We start from the raw sequence: 24,012 nt of genomic DNA on the forward strand, positions 1-24,012 counted from the left end.
AGAATTTCCAGTCCTCTCGGGGTTCTTTCATGATCAAGACGTTTCTCGTGACCGGTGGTGCCGGTTTTATCGGCTCGGCCGTGGTGAGGGAGTTGATTACCCACACCCCTCATCGTGTCGTCAATGTGGACAAGCTGACCTATGCCGGCAATCTGGCATCCGTAGCGTCTGTCGCCTCCGATCCTCGCTATATCTTCGAGAGAGCGGACATCTGCGATGGCGCGGCAATGAGCAGAATTCTGGACAAGTACCGCCCCGATGTGGTGATGCATCTGGCCGCAGAAAGCCACGTTGATCGCTCCATCGACGGGCCTCGCGCCTTTATTCAGACCAATATGGTGGGCACTCTGGTATTGCTCGAGGCGGTACGCGGGTACTGGGAAGGAATCAGGCAACAGGACAGCGACAAGGCCGATGGCTTTCGGTTTCACCACATCTCCACCGACGAAGTCTACGGAGACCTCGAGAATGATGGCAGCCTGTTCACCGAACAGACCCCCTACGCGCCTAGTTCGCCCTACTCGGCCAGCAAGGCGGGATCGGATCACCTGGTGCGGGCGTGGACGCGCACCTATGGCTTGCCTTGCCTGGTGACCAATTGTTCAAACAACTATGGTCCGTTTCACTTTCCTGAAAAACTGATTCCTCTGATGATCCTCAATGCGCTGCACGGAGAGGCTCTTCCTGTCTACGGTGATGGTGGACAGGTACGAGACTGGCTCTATGTCGAGGACCATGCGCGCGCCCTCGTGCTGGTTGCCAGCGAGGGAAAGGTTGGAGAGACCTACAACATTGGTGGCCATAACGAGAAAACCAACCTCGAAGTGGTACACACAATCTGTGACCTGTTGACGGAAATGGCTCCGGACAAGGGCGAATATCGTGATCTGATCACCTACGTCACCGACAGGCCTGGACACGACCGGCGCTATGCCATCGATGCATCCTACATTCAGCACACGTTGGCCTGGGAGCCACGAGAGACTTTCGAGTCTGGCCTTCGCAAGACAGTGTCCTGGTATCTGGCCAACGAGTCGTGGTGGAAGGCGGTGCAGGATGGTAGCTACCGGGCCGAGCGCCTGGGGGTGTTGTCATGAGTGGGCTCTTGCTTGGTGCCTCGGGCCAGGTGGGCCATGAGCTTCACAAGGCGCTAGCCATTCATCTGGATCTTCATGCGCCTGACCGCAGGACCCTGGATCTGACCGACCTTGATGCGGTGAAACGCTGTCTGGACCACTATCGCCCCCAGTGGGTGATCAATGCTGCTGCCTACACCGCGGTGGACCAGGCAGAGACCGATACAGCGACTGCCTTTCGACTCAATGCAGAGCTGCCTGGCTGTCTCGCACGCTATTGTGCCGATCACGGGGCACTGTTGACGCACTATTCCAGCGACTACGTCTATCCAGGCGATGGCATTCGGTCCTGGACGGAAGATAGTCCAACCGACCCTTTATCGTGCTACGGCCAGTCCAAGCTTGCCGGCGACGAGGCGGTGCTCGCCAGTAGATGCGACGCACAAATCTTCCGGACAAGTTGGGTTTACAGCGCCAGGGGCAACAACTTCATGAAGACCATGCTGCGTCTGGGGCGGGAGCGGGCGTCCCTGGCAATTGTCGACGATCAGGTGGGGGCCCCTACGCCCGCACGCCTGATTGCTGACGTGACCTTGCATGCGTGGCAAGTCTACCGCTCTCGTCCCGAACTGACCGGGCTCTACCATCTGGCACCTCGGGGCTTCGTGTCCTGGTATGACTTTGCCCGAGAGATTTTTCGTCTCGCCCGTCTGCACGGCCTTCCTCTCATGCTCTGCGACGACCAGCTGTCTCGTCTGGCGACGAAGGACTATCCCACACCAGCAAAGCGTCCACCCAACTCCCGGCTGTCGGTCTCTCGTCTTGAGAACGCCTTCGACATCTCGCTCCCTGACTGGAGGGGACAGTTGTCTCTCACCATGAAGGACTACCTAAGGTAGGCCTGCCGCCGCAAGGCGTTGTCCGAAAACTAGAGGTTACCGCCATGAATCGGAAGGGAATCATCCTTGCCGGAGGCTCCGGTACGAGACTTCACCCCATTACCCATGGGGTCTCAAAACAGCTTCTCCCTGTCTACGACAAGCCGATGATCTACTATCCGCTCTCGGTGCTAATGTTGGCCGGAATAAGAGAAATACTGGTGATATCTACACCGGATGATCTACCAGTCTACCGTCAGCTGCTCGGTACCGGTGACCAATTTGGTGTTTCCTTGTCCTACGCAGAGCAGCCAAAGCCAGAGGGACTGGCCCAGGCTTTTATTATCGGCGAGAAGTTTATTGGTGATTCTCCCGTCTGTCTTGTCCTTGGCGATAATATCTTCCACGGACAACACTTTTCCGAGCAACTTCTTAGAGCCTCCGACCAGGCTCGAGGTGCCACGGTATTCGGCTATTTTGTCAAAGACCCGGAACGCTTTGGTGTTGTCGAGTTTGATGAGAAAGGGCGTGCGGTTTCTATTGAAGAAAAGCCCAAAAAACCAAAGTCATCCTATGCGGTGACGGGCTTGTACTTTTATGACAACTCCGTGGTGGACATCGCGCGGAGCGTCAAGCCATCGGCTCGGGGAGAGTTGGAGATAACCTCGATCAACAATGAATATCTACACCGTGGTGAACTTCACGTAGAGCGTTTGGGGAGAGGATTTGCCTGGTTGGATACAGGTACTCATGACAGTTTACTTGAGGCAGCGCAGTACGTGCAGACAGTCGAACATCGACAGGGGCTGAAGATAGCCTGTCTGGAAGAGATTGCCTGGACTCAAGGCTGGATCAGTGACGAGTTCCTGCTTTCACAGGCAAACAGCCTTTCCAAGACAGGATACGGGGAATACCTGCTACAGCTTCTGGCCGCGAAGGCTGTTGGTCAGTGACAAGGCTACCTGATGGTGGAGGTGACGTGCATGAAAGTTGAAAGGCTGGCTATTCCTGATGTCGTGCTATTTACGCCAAAAGTGTTCGGTGACGAAAGAGGTTTCTTTATGGAAACCTTTCGCCAGGAAACATTTGATGAAGTCTGTGGTGAACACAAGTTTGTTCAGGACAACCATAGTAGGTCGAGTCGCTCGATACTCAGGGGACTGCATTATCAGCTGAAGCATCCCCAGGGAAAGCTGGTGAGAGTAGTCAGGGGAGAGGTATTCGACGTAGCCGTTGATATGCGAACGTCCAGTGCCACCTATGGTAAGTGGGTAGGCGTTTTCTTGAACGAAGACAACCGGCAGATGCTCTGGGTACCACCTGGATTTGCACATGGTTTCTACGTTACCAGTGACGATGCCGAGTTTGTATACAAGTGTACTGACTATTACGCGCCTTCAGACGAAATGTCGGTGCACTGGGCAGATACTATCCTGTCAATCGACTGGCCATTGGACAACATTGAGCCACGAGTTTCCGATAAGGATGCTCGAGGGATGTCGTTTGTCGAGGCTCCTGGCTACTAGTAATTGCCTGAGGAAGTAGACGTGGTAGAACATGAACCAAGAAGCGGCCCTCCCTCTTCGCAATCACCACACTTGGCTACACTGGCGTTGTCGGCACGCCTGAGGCGAATGCAGACTTCCTTCAGTTGGCGAGCGACCAAACCGCTGAGAGATCTCGGTGGGTTGTATCACAAGTACATCAAAAAATGCTCCCGCATGGACTTGCTGCCGATCCATGAACTGGAGCTGATGACCCGCAATAACAAGGTGGTCTGGGTATCTCGCGGTGGAGATCCACAGTTCCTGCTCACCCCGATCAATCCCGCTGTGCTTCGCCAAGGTGGATGGTTCAGTCTCGAATACGACTTTTCGGCGACTCAGGCAGTGGATCAGTGTCTCTATATTGATTATGGCGATGGTTTCCAGGCAGATATCGTGTGGGCCCGTCATGTGGAAAAGAGCGGCCACCAGAGCCTGGTCATTTACTTGCCGATGGGAACACAGGCATTGCGGCTGGATCCGATGACTCGACCTGGAGAGTTCCGGTTGGAGGATCCGGTGCTGAAAAAGATCGAGACGCCACAGATCCCGCACCCTTGGTCGGGGCTGGATGGATATCTGAAGTGCTGCGAAGGCTGTGAATTTACGCTTGCCGCTGCCCAGCAGCTCGAGCGTCGCCTGGAAGGGGAGTTCCATTGGCGTTCCCACGGTACCGATCCGGCCTTCGTCGTTCGTCATCGCCGAGGTCGAGTCATCGAGCCTGGGTGGTGTCGTATCGAATTCGTTCTCAGTGGCGAGTATCAGCACCAGGTCGCCAAGCTATATATCGATCATGGAGAGGGCTTCAGTGAAACCCACGCCTATCCCATACCCTTCCAGTCAGGGAAACTGGCGACAAGGGTGATTCAGCTTGAGCGAAGTATTGTCAACATACGCTTTGACCCATGGGAGCGGGAAGGAAGCTTCCGGCTGGAGCGACTATGCATCGACAATGTCGATGCCGAAGAGGCTTGGGATGCGATTGCCGGGCGTCTTGTCGAGACTGCTCCTGAGTACACGCACTTGAAAAAGGCCGAGGTCCTTGCGGGAGTGGGTAGGTCTGCTCCGGAAACGGATGAAGGTGGCGGGTCGGCAAAGAAAGCCGAGTTGGCGGATGCCGAGGACGACGCCGCACGCGAGGCCCGTCTTCTCGAAGAGTACGCGGAAACCTTTATTGTCAACGAGGCCGAACTCTCCTACCAGAAATGGATAGATGAGGTAGAAGTCAATGGCCTGCCGAGCTCTGAAACCATCCGCAGCTATCTTGAGGGCCTTGAGAGTCCTGCATTAATTTCGGTGTTGGTGCCGGTTTACAATACCGATGAAACGCTTCTGAAAGCTTGCATCGACTCGGTCATCGCACAGTCTTATCCCCACTGGGAGCTTTGCCTTGTGGATGATGCCTCTCCATCACCACATGTCGAAAAAGTACTCAGGCACTATGCCAGCAAAGATAAACGCGTAAAAATACATTTTCGGCCGGATAATGGGCATATTTCCAAGACAACTAATGACGCCCTGTCGATGGCCACTGGTGACTATCTGGCATTGCTCGATCACGATGATGAATTGGCCAGAGATGCGTTGTACTTTATTGCAAAAGAGCTGGAAAAGAATCCCGATGCCCAGTTGATCTACAGTGATGAAGACAAGATCGATGTTCAGGGCATGCGCTGCGAGCCTCACTTCAAGCCAGACTGGAACATCGACCTTCTCTATTCGCAAAACTATGTTTCTCATCTGGGCGTATATCGACGCTCGTTGATCGAGAAAATTGGGGGTTTTCGAGTCGGGGTAGAGGGATCGCAAGACTATGATCTGGTGCTGCGTTGCATACCACACCTGACCGCTGGCTCAATTTCCCACGTTCCCAGAGTTCTCTATCACTGGCGCGCTATCGAGGGTTCGACAGCACTGGCTGAAGAGGGCAAGGATTACACGACCTCAGCTGGTGTAAAGGCGCTGAAAGACCATATTGAAGGAATAGCAGATGGGCGTGCGATTGTAGAGCAGGGGATTGTGGGAAATACCTATCGTGTGCGTTGGCCTATTCCTGAGCCGGCACCGTTGGTGAGCATGTTGATTCCTACGAGAGACAAGAAGGACGTCACAGAGCTGGCAGTGCGCAGCATCCTGGAGAAGTCACGTTATACAGACTACGAGATTATTCTCCTTGATAATGGCAGTGTAGAGCCTGAGACGCATGAATTTTTTGAAAAAATTCAGGCTGAAGACTCCAGGGTAAGCGTTCTCAGGTACGACCACCCCTTCAACTACTCAGCTATCAATAATTTTGGTGCAGAGCATGCCAAGGGAAGCATCATTGGTTTGGTAAATAATGATGTTGAAGTGATCAATGGAGACTGGCTCCGGGAGATGGTTTCTCATGCCTGTCGCGAGGATGTCGGCTGTGTCGGCGCAAAACTATACTATGGGAATGACACCATTCAGCACGCAGGCGTCATCGTTGGGCTTGGCGGAGTAGCAGGGCACTCTCACAAGCACTTTCCTCGAGAGTCCGGCGGTTATTTCAACCGTTTGAAGGTGGTCCAGTCTGTATCTGCTGTGACAGCGGCGTGTCTGCTCGTGAGAAAGTCGGTGTATGAGGAAGTCGGAGGCCTGAACGAACAGGACCTCAAGGTCGCTTTCAATGACGTTGATTTCTGCCTGAAGGTGCTCGATGCCGGGTATCGTAATATCTGGACCCCATACGCTGAATTGTATCACCACGAATCCATCAGTCGTGGAGCAGAAGATAACCCAGAAAAAGTTGCCAGATTCAACACCGAGATAGATTACATGCAGAAGGCCTGGGGAAAAATAATCGAACACGACCCCAGCTACAGCCCTTGCCTCACAAGAAGCCGAGAAGACTTCTCCATCGGAGGTCGTTGATGGCTTTCTTGATGGGTCGTCGTATTCGGAGAAACTACATATCCCAGGAGGGGACATGCCCAAGAATGATGCCTTGATCAACAAGGGAGTCGTGGTCATAGGGGACCAGGATGACAAGATGCCATCTCCTATCATCGTCATTGGAACCGCGCGAGGCGGGACCTCGATGGTCGCTGGCGTGTTGGCCAAGCTTGGCGTCTTCATGGGCGACCGTGCCTCACACCCTGTGTACGAAGACGTCAGACTTTCCGAGGCTTTCGAAAAGCAGGACATGGCTCAGACAGCTTTGATTGTGAAGGAGTACCAGACCAGGTACACCCGCTGGGGCTGGAAGCGACCTTCCATCATCGACCATCTGGATGAAGTAGACGCTCTATTGCCGAATGCCAGGTATGTGTTTATCTACAAGGATATTCTTTCAATAGCGCAGCGGAATTCTATTTCCATGTTGGCCGAAATTACCGAGGGCATGGACAGAGCGCTGTCACAGTATAGAAAGACGCTTCGCTTTGTCAGGCAGAAGTCTCCGCGTGCCATGCTCGTCTCCTACGAAAAGGCCAGTGCTTATCCCGAAGCCTTTCTTTCCACTCTCGAGTCCTTTTGCGGAATTTCTCCCTCGCAGGAGGAACACCAGACGGCACTGGCCTTTATCGATCCTGAACCAGAAGACTATATAGAGGCAACCCGGATCACCAAGTCACAGGGAAAACTTCTTTCATGTGATTCACGACGTGTCAGCGGTTGGGCGCGCTATGTACACAAGAAACAGCATGCTGAGGTAGAAGTTTTTGTTGATGACCGGTCCGTGGGTGTGGTGGTGGCGAACGAACCGAACCCCGGTGGCGGTGCTCCCGCGAACGAGCCATGTGGCTTCACCTTCACCCTTCCTGCCGGTGAAAGCTTGAGCGAGGACGCCAGTGTCAGAGCCAGAGTAGTGAACGACGTTGTCGATCTTGGCAACTCTCCGGTCAGGGTGGGCTAGAGATGGCGAAGTTCTGTGTTGCCGGTATCGTCCGCAATGAGGTGGATTACCTTGTCGAGTGGGTAGCTTGGCATCGGCTTGCCGGGTTTGGGCATGTCATTCTGGCCGACAACGGTTCCGACGACGGCACCCGCTCTTTGCTCGAAGCGCTGGCAGATCTGGGAGAGGTCAGCCTGCTGTACCAGCCGGTGCTTGAGCGCAGGTCGCAGCAGTTGGCCTATCGTCGCATCCTTGGGCTGGCTCTGGGAAAGCATGACTACGTCATGTTTCTCGATGCCGATGAGTTTCTTGTGCACGAAAGCCAGCGTCACGGTGAGGAATGTCGCGAGCTGGAAAGGCTGGTGGCGTCGGGTGATGTGGGAAGCGTCAGCGTGAACTGGAAATGCTTCGGCTCCTCGGGGCTTGAAGAGGCGCGATCTGAACCGGTACTGCAACGTTTCACCCGTTGTGGCACTGCACCAGGCGCGAGCGCAGATTGTCACACCAAGAGCCTGGTACGCGTCGACCATGTCAAGGCGCCCTATTGTCATTCCTCTACCCTGGTATCGGCCTGGAAATATGTCGATGCCACAGGGGACGTGATCGAGGACTTCGTTGGCTCGCCGGACGGCAGTGGTGAGTCGGACCCACGTGGTGGGCGTACGCGGTCGATCCATCAGGGACCGCTTCGGGTTCACCATTACGCGGTGAAGTCGCGTGAGGAGTTCTCGCGCAAGCGATTGAGGGGGAGTGCTACGCGAGGCGCCAACTTCGACAAGGGCGAGGCATATTTCGGACGTTACGACATCAACGACGTTGCTCATGAGTTCCAGGCCGGCAAGCTTGCCCGCCTGGCTCGAGAGATGTCGGCGCTGAAACAGCGTCTGGCAGAGCACACCGTGCTAGATCGCCCTTTGGTGGGAGCCATCGATCATTTTGACGCCAACGCAGTCTGTGGTTGGGTGACGGACCGCAACGGCAAGGCCAGTGGTCTGGCAGTGAACATCTTCGTCAATGGTGTTCACGCGGGGCGTGCAAGGGTGGGGTTCTATCGTCCCGATCTACGACGTTCCGGCAAATCCGTGGATGGTTATTGCGGGTTTCGCTGGCTGCATCCGGCGCCTTTGAAAGAAGGCGATCATGTGACCGTTTCTCTCCATGCCAATGCTTCAGTGCTGGTGGGGGGGAGTGATCTTGTTGTCGGCACATCGTGACGCGTCTGGAGTGTGGAGGTGGCTCCGCCACCGGATCCCGTGTCGTCTTCCCCTATCCCTTTTGCCACGCCGCGCCGCAGGACTGATTCCTGCGGCGCTTTTGTCAGGAGACTCCACCATGAAACCCTTGTTTTTCGTACATATACCCAAGACGGCGGGAACCAGTTTTCGTCACGGTGCTGAGCGCGCCTTTGGCTTCGACAAGATCGTCTATGACTACGGCCAGGATGCATCTCAGACCAGCGTCCTGACACGCGAGTGCATGTATGGCGAGTCCCCCGATCCTTGGCGCCTGTATCGCAGGAGCCTGGACAACCAGGCGATGATGCTGGCAGGACACGTCACCGCGGCCAAGTATGTCCCGCTGTGCGGCGTCGATCGCGCGGTGACCTTTGTTCGCGAACCGTTGCAGCGGGCGGCTTCCGAGTATTCGCACTTTCAGCGGATTCATCAGTACAAGGGCAGCTTCCGCGACTTCATGAAGATTCCTCTGATGCTTGATCGCCAGTCGAGCATCTTCAAGGGGGTCGATGTCGAGGCGATCGGGATGGTCGGCTTGACCGAACGTTACTCGGAGAGCCTGGAGTTGATCAATGCTCGCTTTGGCATCGATATCGCCCAGCGTGAGGACAACCGGGGAAAGCCGCAGGTGGGCGAATTGCATGACATCGCGCCAGAGGATGAACAGGAGTTCCGCAAACTCAACCCGCTGGATCTGGCGCTCTACGAGCGTTGTCGCAAGCTATTCGAATCGCGCATCCAGCTCTATCGCGACAATCTCCCCTTTGCTCACGCTCGACTGACGCAGTTCGATGCCGAGCGGGTGGGGGGGTGGGCCTGGTGGGAAGGTGGTGCTGATACCCCGGTGGACGTCGAAGTCTGGGTCAATGACGAACATCGCGACACTGTGTCGGCCACCCAGCTCCGTCCGTCCATGGCTCGCTTGAAGCTTCCCCGTGGCGGCTATGTCGGCTTCCAGCTGAAGGTGAATCTGTCTGCGGGTGACAGGGTCCAGTGTCGTGTTGCCGAGACCGGACAATGGTTCCCGCCGGGGCCGCGTCGAGTCGCTGTGGCCAGCAACTGAGCGGCAGGTATGGAAGGTGCCAATCGAGGTGGCGGAACACGATCGTGGCTGAAAGGTCTTCTCGATCTGTGCCACCTGGTCGTTCAGCCTCAGCGACACTGGCAGCCTCATCATGGCCTGAGACAGCAGGCGAGTGGAGGGGACTGGGAGTGGGAGTCGCTGGATGAAGACCCCCAGTTTCTGCTGTGTCGGCACCTACCGTTGCCTGGCTGGCATATGGTGGAGCTGGACCTGGACCACGACCAGCATAGCGTTGCTGTCAGGCTTTACTTCGATACGGGGGAAGGCTTCAGTGAAGACGAGTCGTTGACCCTTCCGCTCAAGGGTGGACGTGTTACCAAGCGGTTGATCTACGTGAAGCGGCGACTGCGCCGGTTGAGATTCGACCCGATGGAGTCGCCGGGATACTTTGCGATTCGCCACTTTCGCGTCGTCTGGCTCTCCCCCTGGTTCGCGCATGATCGCCTCAGCCATCGTCTGGTCAATATGCACCATCGCTGGCGTGATGTGTCGAAGCAGGAAGTGCTGGGAGTGCTTCGCCACCGCGCCCTCCAGGACGGTACCTGTTGGCGCGACCTTGCCCTGTCGGACTACGAGGAAACGTTCGAACGATTCTGCTCGGGTCGAAGCTATGTGCAATGGCTGCGTGAGCGCGGATGGGATAAGATTTCGGATAGCAGTTCAGATAGTAGTTCGGATAGTAGTTCGGATAGAAGTTCGGATGATTGCGACAAGACCTCTATGGTCTCGGCGCTCGAAGGTGGGTGGCGTTCCAGGAATAGAAGAGCTGAGCTGGACGAGATTCGTGGTGGGCTTGACGGGTGGCGAGGCAAGGATGAACGCCGCCGTAGCCTGGCGCTTGAGCGTCGCTGTGCTGCTGCCGAGCGAGCTGCGCAGTCATGTGTGGACACCGCAGTAGCAGCCAGGACGGATACGTTCAGGCCGATTGTGTCGATCTTGCTGCCGGTACATGATCCTGCGCCGGAACATCTGAAAGACTGTCTCGAGTCTGTGCTTCGCCAGGACTATGATCATTGGCAACTCTGTATCGTTGATGACGCCTCCAGAAACCGCGAAGTCATAGCGTTGCTGGAGCAATTTGAGGCTCGTGATTCTCGAATAGTTCTGCGTCGCCAGAAAACTAATGGCCATGTCTGTGAGGCCTCCAACGCGGCCTTGAGCATGGCCGCTGGGCCCTACGTGGCGCTACTGGACCATGATGACCTGCTGACTCCGTGTGCCTTGAGCTATGTTGCCGAGGCGCTGAGTCGCTCACCACGACCGGTGCTGGTGTACAGCGACGAAGACAAGGTGGATCAGCGTGGTGTGCGCTGCGAACCTCACTTCAAGCCCTGCTTCAATCCTGATCTGCTGCTGGCCCAGAACTACATGGCGCACTTGAGTGTCTTCGACACCGCGCTGGTACGGCAACTGGGAGGTTTCCGCAAGGGGCTGGAGGGCAGCCAGGACCATGATCTGGCCCTGAGAGTCTGTGCCCACACAGAGCCTGATCGCATCGTCCATATTCCCAGGATTCTCTATCATTGGCGTGCCAGTCCTGGCTCCACGGCGATGACCAGTAACGCCAAGGATTATACGTCCCGTGCAGGGCTGCGAGCGGTCGCCGACCATCTGGCACGAAGCAGTCCCGGTGCCACCGTCGAGCTTGGGCGCCTGCCCAATACCTATCGTGTCCGCTGGCCTCTGCCGGATCCGCTCCCGCTGGTCAGCCTGATGATCCCTACGCGTGATCGTGTCGATCTGTTGGCACCATGCGTCGATGCGATCCTGTCCCGTACCTGCTATTCCAGGCTTGAGGTGCTGATCCTCGACAACGGGACGCGATGCGAGGAGACACTGGCTTATCTGGCCGAGATCGGCAAGGGAGACCCCCGGGTCAGGATTCTGGCCTGGAACCATCGCTTCAACTATTCCGGCATCAACAATTTCGGAGCGTATCACGCACGTGGTGATGTGCTCGGACTTATCAATAACGATATTGAACCCATCAACGAAGAGTGGCTCGAGGAAATGGTGCGGCACGTCGTGCGGCCGGACATCGGTTGTGTCGGCGCCAAGCTCTATTATCCCAACGATACCATTCAGCACGCCGGTGTCGTGTTGGGTATCGGGGGCGTTGCGGGCCACGCTCACAAGTATTTCAGCCGCCATGCCAACGGGTATTTTTCTCGCCTGGCGCTAGCGCAGAATTACTCTGCGGTGACCGGTGCCTGCTTGTTGATCCGCAAGGCGCTCTATCGGCAGGTGGGCGGCCTCAACGCGCGAGATTTGCCGATCGCTTTCAATGATGTGGACCTGTGTCTAAAGGTTCGGGAGGCGGGTTATCGAAACGTATGGACGCCCGACGCTGAACTCTATCACCACGAATCCGAGTCGCGTGGTGCCGATGACAATGCCAGCAAGCGAGCCAGGGCCATCGGAGAGGTACTCTACATGCGCCACACCTGGGGTGAGCAGCTTGATCGGGATCCGGCCTACAACCCCAATCTGACGCTGGTTCACGAGGATTTTTCTCTGCGTTGAGAGGCGTTCACCATGGCCCGGGGTTCTGGCATTTGTGGTTCTCGCTGGCTGTTGCTGAGTGATGGGGCTCTGCCCACCGAGGACATCTACTTCATGGCGACGGCTGCGCCCTGGCTTCGCTATGCAGGTGCGACAGTGACTCGCCTTGATACCCGTCGGTGGGCGTCTCCTCTGCTGTGCTGGCCCTGGCTGGATCGCACCTTGTCCGGGGCACATGTCATCGTTTGTCGAAGCTTGTCCGAAGCCTGGATCGATCTGCTGGAGACGCGCCGAGCTCAGGTCGCCAGCGTGCATTACCTGCTGGATGATGATCTTGATGCTGCCGCCAGGGATCCTGGCTTACCGATGGACTATCGTGAGCGTATGGGGTGGGTGTCGCGCCGGATTATGCCCAGGCTACTGGTCCTGGCCGACGAAGTCGTCGTACCAAACGAGGAGCTGGCGGCACGAATCAGGCCGCGCCACTCCCGGGTGGTGACGCTGGCACCTGCGCTGCTTTTTTCCCCGGAGATGGCCACCCCCGAGGCAACATCGACGGGATGGCGATTGGGTTACCACGGTACGCGGGCCCACCGGCGGGATCTGGAGCAAATCAGCTCGGCACTGGTCAGCGTTCTCAAGGCCCACTCTGGTTTGATGCTGGAAGTGGCAATGGGGCGCTACACTCCGCAATCCTTGCGTGAGCATGATCGTGTGGGCGCGCTCGCGCCCATGGCCTGGCATACCTATCTGAGGCACTTGAAAGGATCGCGGTTGCATCTGGGGCTGGCTCCCTTGTGGCCGACAACGTTCAACACTGCCAAGTCCCATATCAAGTTTCTGGAGATTGCCGCCATGGGGGGTGTGGGCCTCTTCAGCAGGCGTGCCCCCTACAGCAATATCGTGAGCGACGGGGAAGATGGACTGCTGGTCGATGATGATCCCGCGGATTGGCAGCGCTGCCTCGTCCGGTTGCTGGAGTCTCCACGGGAAACCCATCGCATGGCCCAACGGGCGTTGGAAAAGGCCCGGGATATCGGCAGTGCGGCCCACCACCATGCCTTCTGGGGTGAGCGTCAGTGCTGAAACAGACAACAGTTTCCAAGGGAGCAAATGCTGTATAGACAACAGTGATTGGTGCTTTCTTCTCTCCTTCTCTCCTTCTCTCCTTCCTCCCCCCTTCCTTTCTAACCTCCTTCCTTCCTAACTTCCTTCCTTTCTTACTCTCTCTTTCTCTCTTCCTTATCTAGCCCTGCTTCCTGTTCTTTCATTGAAGCTTGGTACCTATCCCTATTCCCTCTCCCCATCCGTGGCCGCCGCTCGCTATCTGTTTTTGTGGCTGGGCTGCCTGCAAGGTGGGGGAGCGTCAATCTGAGTTGATCAGCCCTCCCAGGGCCGACAGGGTCTGATCGATCTGGTCCGGCTGGTGCTCGCAGCTGACAAAGAAGCGCAGCCGAGCGCTACGTTCTGGCACTGCAGGGTGCAGGATGGGTTGCACATTGATACCCGCCGCCAGCAACGCATGGGACAGCTTGGCTGCCCTGGCGGAGCTGCCGAGAATAAGTGGCACGATGGCATGTCCCTCGCTGCTGCCGGTATTCAGCCCCAGGGACTGGATACCGTCCAGCAGACGTCGAGCGTTCTGCGTCAGCCTGGCGGTTCGCCAGGGCTCTTCCTGCAGCACTTGCAGAGCGCGGCGTGCTGGTGCGGCCAGTTGCGGTGCCAGCCCGACGCTGTAGAGAAACCCTGGCGCAAGGTAGCGCAGCGTATCCACCAGTGCTTGGCACCCGGCGATATAGCCTCCGCAGGAGGCAAGGGATTTGCTCAGGGTGCCCATCCAGATGTCTACATCTCCCGGAGCCACTCGGCAATGCTGGTGAAGACCTAACCCGGTTGCCCCCAACACGCCAAGCGAGTGGGCTTCATCCACCATCAGCCAGCAGTGGTGCCTGCGCTTCACCTCAACGAAACGTGCCAGGTCCGGGGTGTCACCGTCCATGCTGTAGTGGCCTTCGATTACCACCAGTACGCGCTCGAAGCGATCGCGATGGTCGAACAGCAGACGATCCAGGGCTTGGGCATCGTTGTGGGGGAAACTCATGCGAGTGGCGCCGGATACGCTGGCGCCCACCACCACACTGTTGTGGATCAGGCTGTCGTGGATGATCAGGTCCCTGGTGCCCACCAGCATGGCGATGGTGGAGACATTGGTAGCGTGGCCGCTGACGAAGGCGAGCGCATCATCACTTTGGTAGCAGTGTGCCAGCTCACGCTCCAGGGCCCCGTGAAAGGGGCGTTCGCCGGCGACAATGCGACTGGCCGATACCGAGGTGCCGTAGTACTCGATCGCCTGATGGGTGGCGTCCAGGACACGTCGATCGCCGGCCAGGCCGAGATAGTCGTAGTTTGCAAAGTTGATGACGTCCTGATCGCCGAGTCGGCTGGTAGCCCCCGCCCTACGCTGATGACAGCGAAAGAAGGGGCTGGTGATACCGAGGGAGTCCCCTAGCGTCCTCATCATGGCGATGCGGCGATAGCCTTCGAGGCTGCGGAAGTCGGTGGTTGTGACGAGTGTTTCGGTCAGCGGGTAGTGCTCTGAGGTTGAAACAGCGCGGTCGATGGGCGTTGCCTGGGCATGACGAGCGCTGTCGATCGCCCTGGCCTGGTTGAGCAGGCGGTCTTTCAATGCCTTCCGGTCATCAGGATTCATGTCACCTCCCGTGCAGGAGCAGGAGGGGAGACTGCGTGGCTGTAGGCCAGCGCAGCGTGTTCGTCGGTTGCATCGAGCTCGGGGCTTTCCAGCAGGTCGCAGATCAACAGGGTGGTGCGATGCAGGGTCGCGGCGTCGGCGAGGGCCAATGCGGACACCTTCACGCCAAGCCGGGTCTCGATGGCCGATACTAGCTCGACGGCCATCAGCGAATCGAAACCGAACTCGGAGAGCCTGCGCCCACTGTCGATGCGTTCCGGGTCCAGCATCAGGATGCTCGCCAACTGTCGACGCAGGATGGCTTCGACGGCCTTGCGGCGGGACGATTCATCGAGCGCCGATAGATCGAGGTCGTCGTTGCTACTTGCCTGGCGGTCCGCTTCACCGGAGTTCTGGCGCAACTCGATAAAGCGCCGCTGGATGAAGCCATGGTCGATGGCACCGATGACGGCGGCGTTGCTGACGCCTGCCGCGAGTGCTCGTTCCAGCGCGTCCAGCGCCTGCTCTGCGCTCAGCTGCCCACCCCCCATACGCTGGGACAGGGCCTGACGCTTGGTCTGGTGACGAGCCAGAAAGCCGGTGTCCTCGATGATGCCCAGGCTCAGGCAGGTGGCGGGTTTCCCCGCCTGACGGCGCCGCACGGCCAGCGCTTCCAGGCCAAGGTTGGCCGCCACATAGGCGGACTGCCCGGGACTTCCGAACAGGGTGGTGGCCGAGGAGTAGAGCACATAGTGCTGCAGGTCGTGATGGCGGGTCAGGCGGTCCAGCAGGATGGCGCCCAACAGCTTGGGGCCGAGTACCGCGTCCAGCTGCTCGCGAGTCAGCTGTCGCGCGAGGCCGTCTTCGATGACGGCGGCGGCGTGAATGACGCCACGTAGCGGTGGGCGCCGGGAACCGCATTCCTCGATCAGTCCAGCCAGGGCCTGCTCATCGGTGACGTCCAGCGCTGGCGCTTCTACCGTGACGCCCTGTCTTTCCATGGCGGCGATAGCGGCACTGGCCTCCGGGCTGCTGACGCCCGAGCGACTCAGCAGCAGCAGATGGCGAGCGCCGCGCCTCACCAGTCGCTCTGCACTGGCCAGGCCCAGGCCGGACAACCCACCGCTCACCAGGTAACAGCCTTCGGTATCCAGCGCCATGCAAGCCGGATTGGTAGAGCTATTGGTGGTGTTTCTCGGACCGCCATGCGGGTGCATGGTGGTCTTGGAGGCTGAGCCTGTGCGGAGTGTGTCAGGAGACGGACTGGCAGCGGCTGAAGGGTGCGTCACGATGATCTTGCCGATATGCCGCGCCTGCTGCATATGGCGGAAGGCCTCGACCACTCTGGTGGTCGTGAAGGTGGTATAGGGCAGGGCGCTGAAGGCGCCCTCGGCAAAACGGTCCATGACCTGTCGGAACAGTTGGCGGGCGAGCGCGGGACGATGTGACAGCAGTTGATCGGAGTCGATGCCGAAGTAGCTCAGGTTGTGACGGAAGGGGCGTAGCCCCATCGGGGTATCCTGGTAGAAGTCTCGCTTGCCAAGCTCGAGAAAGCGCCCGAAAGGCGCCAGCACACGCAGGTTCTGATGGATGGCGTCGCCGGACAGGGAGTTGAGCACCACATCGACACCCTGGCCATCGGTGTCTGCGAGGATCTGTTCGGCGAAGGCCAGGCTGCGTGAGTCGTAGCAGCGCTCGGCACCCAGCAGTGTCAGCAGATCACGCTTGTGCGGGCTGCTGGCGGTGGCCAGCACTTCAGCCCCTCGCCACCGGGCCAACTGTACGGCAGCCAGACCGACACCGCCGGCAGCGCCGTGTATCAGCACCCGTTCCCCGGGCGATAGCCGAGCCAGATGCTCGAGGCTGTACCAGGCGGTGAGAAACGCCGTGGGCAACCCGGCAGCGGCCACCGGGTCGAGACCTGTCGGCACCCTGGCCAGCGAGTCGGCCTCGACCACCAGATGGTTAGAGAAACAGGCCGACCCCAGCCCGACCACCGGGTCACCAATATCGAACTGGGTGACCCCTTCGCCCAGCGCCTCGACGATACCGGAGAACTCGAGCCCCAGGGTGGCGCCGGAAAAGCCCTGCTCGAGCGCCTCATCGGTGAGCACGCCGAGAGCATACATGACGTCACGGAAGTTCAGACCCGTGCCCAGGACCCTTACTCGGACCTGGTCCTTGGCGAGCGTCGACCGTGCCGGGTGGGCTCGCCACTGCAGGCGCGAGAGCTGACCGGGATGAGCGATTTCCAGGGTCACCCTGGACGCTACTCGGTCTGGCGTGGGGGGGGGTGTGAGCGCTGGCGGTGTGTCGGCGACAGGACGCACGCGCAGTGCCCGGCGATGTCCGTGGTGGTCGATGACCACCTCATCCTCGCCATCGTCGTGATGCAGATCCTGCGCCAAGGCCACCAACGCCGCTTCTCCCGAGGCCAGGTCGACCAGCCGTACGCGGGTGTTCGGCAGTTCGTTGTCGAGGGAGCGACAGCCCCCCCACAAGCCAGCCTGGTACAGGTCGATATCGGGGGTATCAGCGCCGAACAGCGCGGCGACATCGCGAGTCACCACGACCAGCGTCCCGTGGCGATCCGCCAATGTCCTTGCCCAGTCACCCAGTCGCTCAAGGGCATCTAGGCCCGCCTGGTGGGTCTCGAGGTCACCGCCTGTCTGCCGAGACGGTACGGCGGCTCGCAGGTCGACAACTTGCGGGGCGACCACTTTCCGGGCACTCGGCGCTTGCTGCGCGTTCGAGGCGCGCGCTGAGGTGACCTCCGCAAGCGAGGACGGGGCGGCAAGCGTCAACTCGAGATCATTGTATGTCACGCAGCGGGTAGCACCCGAGGGCATGTGTTGTACAAGCCGCTCACCCAGAGCACGACTGGCAGCATCCACCACCAGCAAGGTGGCTGCGTCGCGCTGTGCAAGAGGCTCGTCCGAACCGGTCTCGGTGGTGGGGCGAGCGCTTGCCGAGGGCACGGCACTCAGCAGAGTCGGAAGATGGGAGGCCTCTGTCGGGGGACGCGCCTCGACGCTGAACCCGGCCTGGCTCAGGTGGTGGCAGATCGCCTCGACAGTGGCCGGTCTGGCGTCAGGACGCAGGGAGCCCAGCGCTCGCCACCACCCTGTAGGGGGCAGGACCAGTATCAGCAGTTGCCCGTGCGGTGCCAGGCGCGCCGTGGCCTTGTCGATTGCCTCGATGCTGACCTCGAGATCCGTCGGTGTGCTCACCACCCAGGCCAGCTGGGCGCCGGGGGCGGTATGGAAGGGGGGCAGCGATGCGGCACCGTTGGACGCTTCGATCAGCGGTTGGGTGCGTTGGCTGGAGCCATCATCTGGGGGCAGGATGTCCACCATGAGGCGATCGGGGTCCAGTGTCTGGCTCAACGCCTCGCCCAACCGAGGCGCCGCGCATCCCGCCTCGACCAGATGCAGCCGTTGTGCCGAGGGTAGCGTCGACAGGATCCGGGAAACGCTGGCGAGAACCTCGTCGTGCAGGGCCTGCCACAACGCTTCCGGGATCAGCGAAGCGGCGTCGAGGGTCAGCCCTTCGATGTGCTCGACCGAGCCCTCCAGCAGGCCGGGAAGATGCAGGCCAAAACGCCCGAGTGAGCCAAGCAGAGGGAACTGCCGAGGGTACTCCGCCAGCAGCAGGCGCCAGATATCGACCGCCGCAGGAGACGCTTGCACCTCCGAGGAGGTCACTGTCGCGTCTGTCGGGTACTGAGCCAGAAGTCGACGGTAGAGTTCATTATTGCCGAGGCCGTCGCCTTCGATATCGGGCCGAGCGGCGACGAAGGCCTCCTCGAGCCAGGCAACGTTGAGACGCTCGAACAGCAGGCTGAGCTCCTCCAGGTCGCGCCCCACTGGGCCTGACATGATGCCGGCAAGGGCATTGGCCAGTCGCCTGCCTTCTTCGCCCAAGGGGGTAGGTACCAGTGGCGCCGGGGTCAGGCGGGTGGTCAGCCACTCGGTGGACGAGGAGGTTGGCAGGGCTAGTGGCGTTGTCGCGAAGCGGACCTCCTCGAGGGCAGCAACGCAACGATGCTTGCGGTACAGCCAAAGGTCGGCGGTGAAGGAGTGTGGTGAGCGTCGCGTAATGACGGCGCGGGCGTGGGTCGGTCGACCGCCGTCCTTGTCGAACTGCATGCGCGACAGGCGCACGGGCAGGTAGCCCTGCGTCGGCGGCGTCTGAGCGTTGTTCATCAGTGGCAGGCACAGTTGCAGGGCGCCATCGAGCAGACCGGGTGGCAACCACCAGCAAGGAGTGTCTTCACTGACGGTGAACTCGCCGATGGCTTCATCGTCCTGGCACCAGATCCGGCCCAGGCTACGGTACTCGCCGCGGTAGTCGAGCCCCATCGACCTGGCGAGCGCCAGGTGGGCGTCGCTGTTTATGCAGGCCTTTTTATCCAGCCAGGTCTCGCCATCCAGGTGCTCCTCACTGGCCGGCTCAAGCGGAGGGGCCGAACGCAGCAGACTGCCCTGGCAGGCAGGGGCCAGGCGGGCGCTGAGGTGTAACTGCCAGGCGGCTGCCGGGTCGAGGTCGCGTACCGTCAACTGAACACGCCCCTGATCGGCCAGGGTGAGCCGCGCCAGCTTGCCCACAGAGGCGTCCAGTACCAGCGGCGCCAGGATCTCCAGGTCGTTGATTTCGAAGGTGGTGTCTGGCGACGAAGTGATGGCGGCAGCCAGTACCATCTCGACGTGCGCCGCTGCGGCCAGCACCGGTGTCTCCCCGACCCGGTGGTCCGCGAGAGCGGGCTGCGTGGCAACACTCAGACGCTGGATCCACGTCGACTCGTCCGGGGCCTGGCGAGCCCCCAGCAGGGGATGTTCGTCACGCTGCTCCAGCGGGTTGTGGCCCAGGCCACTCGGGCGGGTCCAGTGGTGGCGACGTTGCCAGGGGTAGGCGGGGAGTTCGATGGGGGCAAGGGGCCGTTCGAACCAGGGGGAAAAGCCATCCAGGGCTCCACTGAGCCACAGACGCGCCCGTGCTTCGGTGAGTTCGTCCAGGGCCCGGCCCTGGCGTGTCAGGGTAGCGATATGCAGGACCTGATGCCCCCGCAGGCGACACTGCTCCTCGATGTATCGCTTCAACAATGGATGGGCGCCGATTTCCACCAGCACCGAGTCACCGCGATCGATCAGCGACTCGATGGCCTGGCGAAAGCGCACAGGCGCCCGCAGGTTTTGCCACCAGTAGTCAGCGCCGAGGGGGCGGTGGGTCTCGCCACCCTCGACGGTGGAGATCATCGGCAAGCGTGGAATTGATCCGTCCAGATCGGCAAGCGCCTCGAGCAGCGGGGTCTTCAAGCCATCCAGCAGTGGGCTGTGGAATGGGTAGTCCAACGCCAGGCGAAGGTATCGATGGCCCGCGGCCCGCAAGGCGTCTTCCAGTTCGGCCAGCGCCGGCAACGGTCCCGCCAGCGTGACATTCCCTTCGCTGTTGTCCCCGGCCAGGGAAATCTCGGCGAAGCGTGGCTGTGCGAGCCAGGTGGCGATGGTGTCAGCGGAGCAGGACACCGCGGTCATGCCTCCCTGATGACGGATCTTGCCCTGCAGGCGGCTGCGGTGGGCAATCACGGTCACCGCCTCAGCCAGTGATAGTGCGCCGCAGGCCCAGCCCGCCGCGACCTCACCGACGCTGTGACCGACCACCGCGGTGGGCGTGATCCCCGCCTCGTCAAGCCAGGCGGTGATCCCGACCTGAATCGCAAATAGCGCCGGTTGGGCCACCACGGTGTCTTCGAGCAGGGCCGGATCATCGCTGCTGGCCAGTACCTCGAGCAACGAGAAGCCGGCGATGGGCAGGAAGTGCTCATCCACCCGCGCGACGGTATCGGCGAAGGTGGGACTGGTCGAGAGCAGGTCACGCCCCATGCCAAACCATTGGCACCCATTGCCGGTGTAGACGAATACCGGCCCCTGGGGCGCATCCAGGCGTCGCTGGCGCCACACCCTGGGGGCGCTGCTGTGGGGAGCGGTCGTCGTGTCCTTCAGCGAGTCCAGGGCCGCCTTGGCCTCGTCATGGTCCCGCACCAGGGTCAGCGCCTGTTCGTCAAGGCGCTCGCGGTGGTGAACCAGGGTCCAGGTCAGGGCATCGAGGGCTGGCTGGTGCGTTTCGAGGTGGTCGCTTAGCCGACTTGCCAGTGCAGCCAGCGCTTCCTCGTCGTGGGCCGAGACAAGCAGCGGTAGCGGCTGCTCGAAAGAGACTCGTGGCGTCGGTCGCGATCGCACCAGTGACGGTGGCGGCGGCGTGGTCAGCACTACGTGGGCGTTGGCCCCCCCGAAACCGAAGCTGTTGATACCGACGGTTAAGGGGCCGCTTTCGGGGAGCGTCCGCGGTGTCAGCACCACGTCCACATTGGCCTCGTCGAGGTGCAGCTCAGGATTGAGGCGATCGACACCGATGGTGGCGGGGACGAAGCGCTGGGTCAGGCAACCCAGCGCCTTGTAGAGTCCGGCGATGCCGGCCGCTGTCTCCAGGTGGCCGATGTTGCTCTTGACCGAGCCGATCGGCAATGGGTGGTGACGATGTCGCCCAAGGGCCTGGCCGATGGCGGTGACTTCGATGGGATCTCCGACGGCGGTGCCGGTCCCATGGGCTTCCAGGTAGTCCAGTCCGTCGGGATCGATCCCCGCCCGGGCGTAGACCTCGGTCAACAGTTGGGCCTGAGCCTGAGCGCTGGGTACCGTGAGTCCTGACTTGTGTCCGTCGGTATTGGTGCCGCTGGCGGCGACTTCGGCGAGGATGGGGTCGCCGTCCGCGAGCGCCTGATCGAGCGCCTTGAGCACGAAGATGCCGGCCCCTTCCGAGCGCACGTAGCCGTCCGCGTCTTCGCTGAACACGCGACAACGGCCTCGCGGCGACAGCATGCCGGCCTTGGAGAAGGCGACGAAGCCGAAGGGATGCAGGTGCAGGCTGACGCCGCCGGTCAGGGCGGTGTCGCATTCACCGGCGCGAATGGCCTGACAGGCCTGATGAAAGGCTACCAGGGAAGACGAGCAGGCCGTGTCGATGGCCATGCTGGGTCCCTTGAGATCGAACACGTAAGACAATCGATTGGCGGCGATGCTGAAGGTGTTGCCGGTGGCGAACAGATTGCCCAGAGAGGCCAGGTCGGCGGTATGCCGATAGGCGAAGTCAGGACTGGAGATGCCGATATAGACCCCGCAGCGGCTACCGCGCAGGCGCGAGGGGGGGACGCCCGCGTGCTCGAGCGCTTCCCAGGTCAGCTCCAGCAGCAGGCGCTGCTGGGGATCCATGGTCGCCGCTTCCCTGGGAGAAATTCCGAAGAAGTCGGCGTCGAAGCCGCCGATGTCGCCGAGTGATCCGGCGGCGAAGGTCACGCTGGTACCGGGCGAACGACGGTCGGGATGATAGAACCGGCGCCAGTCCCAGCGCGATGCATGCACCTCTGTGACCAGATCCCGACCCGCCAGCAGGCTCTGCCACAGGGTTTCTCCGGGGACTCCAGGAAAGCGGGTAGCGTTTCCGATGATGGCGACGCGCCTGGTCATAGCGGTTCCTTGCAATGGCGGTGGAGGGAGCGCCCGAGGGAGCCTGTGGCGACGGTCGTGGTCTGGCACCCGATGGTGTGGAGCAGTGCTTCGGCCAGTTGCGACAGGTCGGACAGTGGCTCCGGCCGTCGTGTGGTCTGGGGTCGGTTGCTCCAGATCATGAAAGGCGTTGTTCCATCGGGCTCTCCGTGCCAGCGATAGCTGGGAGACAGGATAGGGACGTGGTCGCCATAGGCGCACAACAGGCCCGGGCGCGATTGCCTGGTGAGGGTCGCCGCCAGGGCGCCGAGCATGGCGTCGGTATTGGCCAGGTGATGGAGATAGATATCGAGTTCGTGGGTCACGGCCATGGGGCGCGAGGCGTCGGCAGCGAGCCAGCGCAGTGGATCGGGCGCTGGCTCCAGCAGAAAGGGGCCGTGGCTTTCCATGGTGATCACGAACACCATCAGTGGGCGCGGGTCTGGATCATCCAGGGCTTGTGTGACCCGCCTGGCGAGCTCGACGTCGGCGATGAAGGGGCCATCTCGACGGCAATGCCTGAAGCTTTCGATGTCCTCGAATGCCTGAAATCCCAGCCGAGGCATGACCTGGTCGCGCTGGTAGAAGTCGCCGGGGTAGGGGTGCAGCACCAGTGTGCGGTAACCCAGGTGAGCGCAGGCACTGGCCAGACTGGGAACCGGCTGGCGGGACAGCTGACGATAGGGATTGAAGCGATGCATGCCCAGAGCATCCTCGTCCAGCCCGCACAGAAAGGCCGTTTCGCTGCGTATGGTGTTGGCGCCCCAGGCCGGCACCTTGAGGTAGCCGTGGGTGATGGACTGCTCGTTCAGGCGATCCCAGTGGGCGAGCACATCCAGGGGTATCTGGTCGTACCAGGGGCGTGGATCGAAGAACGACTCGCCCTGGACAATCACCAGGTGTGGCAGTGACTCCTGGGAGACTGGTGATGGCGGTTGGCGCAGGAGCGCTGGAGCCTGGGTGGTGTCGATGGGGGTATCGGGGAAGCGGGCGTAGGCCCAGAAGCAGCTCCACAGTCCCAAGTGGTGGTGGTCTTGGCACGGAACCAGGGAGGCCGCCGGGAGTCGCCGCAGGCCAAGCCCCAGAGCAGTGGCTGGCCCCAGTGCCAGGCCGCCCAGCAGCAGCGCCATGGAGGATAGGGAGAGCTGATCCAGCAGCCAGGGTTCGAGGAAGACGAAGACCGACACCGCCATCAGGGCGGCGAGGCTGGCACCCAGGGCCAGGCCGATACCGAAGAACGGCAGGTAGAGCCTTGGATGTCGGATGGCATCGAGGAAGTACTCGAAGTCCTGCACCAGGAAGGGCTCCTTCAGGCTCTGCCACTTCGCCTGATGGCTGCGCTGCACCACCCATTGCAGGGTAAGCACCGTGGCCAGGGCCAGCGCACCTCGTTGCAGCACCGCTACGGCTAGTACGTAGCACAGCCCCCAGGTGCCCGCATGGACCAGCCAGGGGGCCGGAGGGCGGTCGCGCCAGTTGCCCAAGCCTCGACAGCCTATGGCGTCCATGGCGAGGCTTAGTCCCGTGCCGAGGGGGAGTCCCAGTACGCACAGGATGAACGCCAGGTCTCGGGACGCGATCCACGTCAGCATCGGCGGTCAGAAAGA

Annotated in this window: 13 protein-coding genes; 10 read left to right on the forward strand and 3 right to left on the reverse strand. The window is 60.4% G+C overall.

Annotated elements, in window-relative coordinates; translation table 11 throughout:
* The first annotated feature begins 29 nt into the window (after nucleotides 1-29).
* The 10 genes from rfbB (at nucleotide 30) to KUW00_RS07385 (ending at nucleotide 13,261) form a co-directional block, all read left to right on the forward strand.
* Entirely contained in the window at nucleotides 30-1,097 is a 1,068-nt protein-coding gene (gene rfbB, locus KUW00_RS07340) for a dTDP-glucose 4,6-dehydratase (RefSeq protein WP_261392028.1), read from the forward strand.
* Nucleotides 1,094-1,975, forward strand: a complete 882-nt coding sequence (gene rfbD / locus KUW00_RS07345; RefSeq protein ID WP_222568691.1) for a dTDP-4-dehydrorhamnose reductase — start codon at nucleotides 1,094-1,096, stop codon at nucleotides 1,973-1,975. The genes rfbB and rfbD overlap by 4 nt, the downstream gene beginning before the upstream one ends.
* Before the next feature lie 44 nt (nucleotides 1,976-2,019).
* Nucleotides 2,020-2,907 carry a glucose-1-phosphate thymidylyltransferase RfbA gene (gene rfbA / locus KUW00_RS07350; protein ID WP_108132084.1) on the forward strand — a complete coding sequence of 296 codons (888 nt, stop codon included), beginning with the start codon at nucleotides 2,020-2,022 and terminating at the stop codon, nucleotides 2,905-2,907.
* Between the two features lie 30 nt (nucleotides 2,908-2,937).
* Nucleotides 2,938-3,480 carry a dTDP-4-dehydrorhamnose 3,5-epimerase gene (gene rfbC, locus KUW00_RS07355; protein ID WP_108132204.1) on the forward strand — a complete coding sequence of 181 codons (543 nt, stop codon included), beginning with the start codon at nucleotides 2,938-2,940 and terminating at the stop codon, nucleotides 3,478-3,480.
* A 108-nt stretch (nucleotides 3,481-3,588) separates the two neighbouring features.
* Nucleotides 3,589-6,393, forward strand: coding sequence for a glycosyltransferase family 2 protein (locus KUW00_RS07360; protein ID WP_222568692.1), 2,805 nt, complete (start codon nucleotides 3,589-3,591; stop codon nucleotides 6,391-6,393).
* 55 nt (nucleotides 6,394-6,448) lie between these two features.
* Nucleotides 6,449-7,375, forward strand: a complete 927-nt coding sequence (locus KUW00_RS07365) for a sulfotransferase (RefSeq protein WP_124804634.1) — start codon at nucleotides 6,449-6,451, stop codon at nucleotides 7,373-7,375.
* Between the two features lie 2 nt (nucleotides 7,376-7,377).
* Nucleotides 7,378-8,568: a glycosyltransferase family 2 protein gene (locus KUW00_RS07370; RefSeq protein ID WP_124804635.1), complete on the forward strand. Its 1,191-nt coding sequence runs from the start codon at nucleotides 7,378-7,380 to the stop codon at nucleotides 8,566-8,568.
* Between the two features lie 118 nt (nucleotides 8,569-8,686).
* The gene (locus tag KUW00_RS07375; protein ID WP_045992418.1) at nucleotides 8,687-9,652 is read left to right on the forward strand and encodes a sulfotransferase family 2 domain-containing protein; all 966 of its coding nucleotides are present in this window, start codon (nucleotides 8,687-8,689) and stop codon (nucleotides 9,650-9,652) included.
* A 216-nt stretch (nucleotides 9,653-9,868) separates the two neighbouring features.
* Complete coding sequence (locus KUW00_RS07380; RefSeq protein ID WP_261392029.1) at nucleotides 9,869-12,196, forward strand: glycosyltransferase family 2 protein; 2,328 nt, start codon at nucleotides 9,869-9,871, stop codon at nucleotides 12,194-12,196.
* Nucleotides 12,197-12,208: 12 nt separating this feature from the next.
* Nucleotides 12,209-13,261 (forward strand): glycosyltransferase, encoded by a 1,053-nt coding sequence (locus tag KUW00_RS07385; RefSeq protein ID WP_222568693.1) that lies wholly within the window; start codon nucleotides 12,209-12,211, stop codon nucleotides 13,259-13,261.
* A gap of 280 nt (nucleotides 13,262-13,541) precedes the next feature.
* Here the strand turns inward: KUW00_RS07385 and KUW00_RS07390 are convergent, their stop codons facing one another.
* Genes KUW00_RS07390 through KUW00_RS07400 form a run of 3 tightly spaced genes read right to left on the reverse strand, consistent with a single transcriptional unit; the run spans nucleotide 13,542 to nucleotide 23,997 of the window.
* The gene (locus tag KUW00_RS07390) at nucleotides 13,542-14,885 is read right to left on the reverse strand and encodes an aminotransferase class I/II-fold pyridoxal phosphate-dependent enzyme (RefSeq protein ID WP_222516341.1); all 1,344 of its coding nucleotides are present in this window, start codon (nucleotides 14,883-14,885) and stop codon (nucleotides 13,542-13,544) included.
* Complete coding sequence (locus KUW00_RS07395; protein WP_222568694.1) at nucleotides 14,882-22,387, reverse strand: type I polyketide synthase; 7,506 nt, start codon at nucleotides 22,385-22,387, stop codon at nucleotides 14,882-14,884. Before KUW00_RS07395 ends, KUW00_RS07390 begins: the two co-directional genes overlap by 4 nt.
* Nucleotides 22,384-23,997: an LTA synthase family protein gene (locus KUW00_RS07400; RefSeq protein WP_222568695.1), complete on the reverse strand. Its 1,614-nt coding sequence runs from the start codon at nucleotides 23,995-23,997 to the stop codon at nucleotides 22,384-22,386. The genes KUW00_RS07395 and KUW00_RS07400 overlap by 4 nt, the downstream gene beginning before the upstream one ends.
* Nucleotides 23,998-24,012 lie beyond the last annotated feature (15 nt).

This window comes from Halomonas sp. DP5N14-9 (assembly GCF_019802175.1).
GTDB lineage: Bacteria > Pseudomonadota > Gammaproteobacteria > Pseudomonadales > Halomonadaceae > Halomonas > Halomonas litopenaei.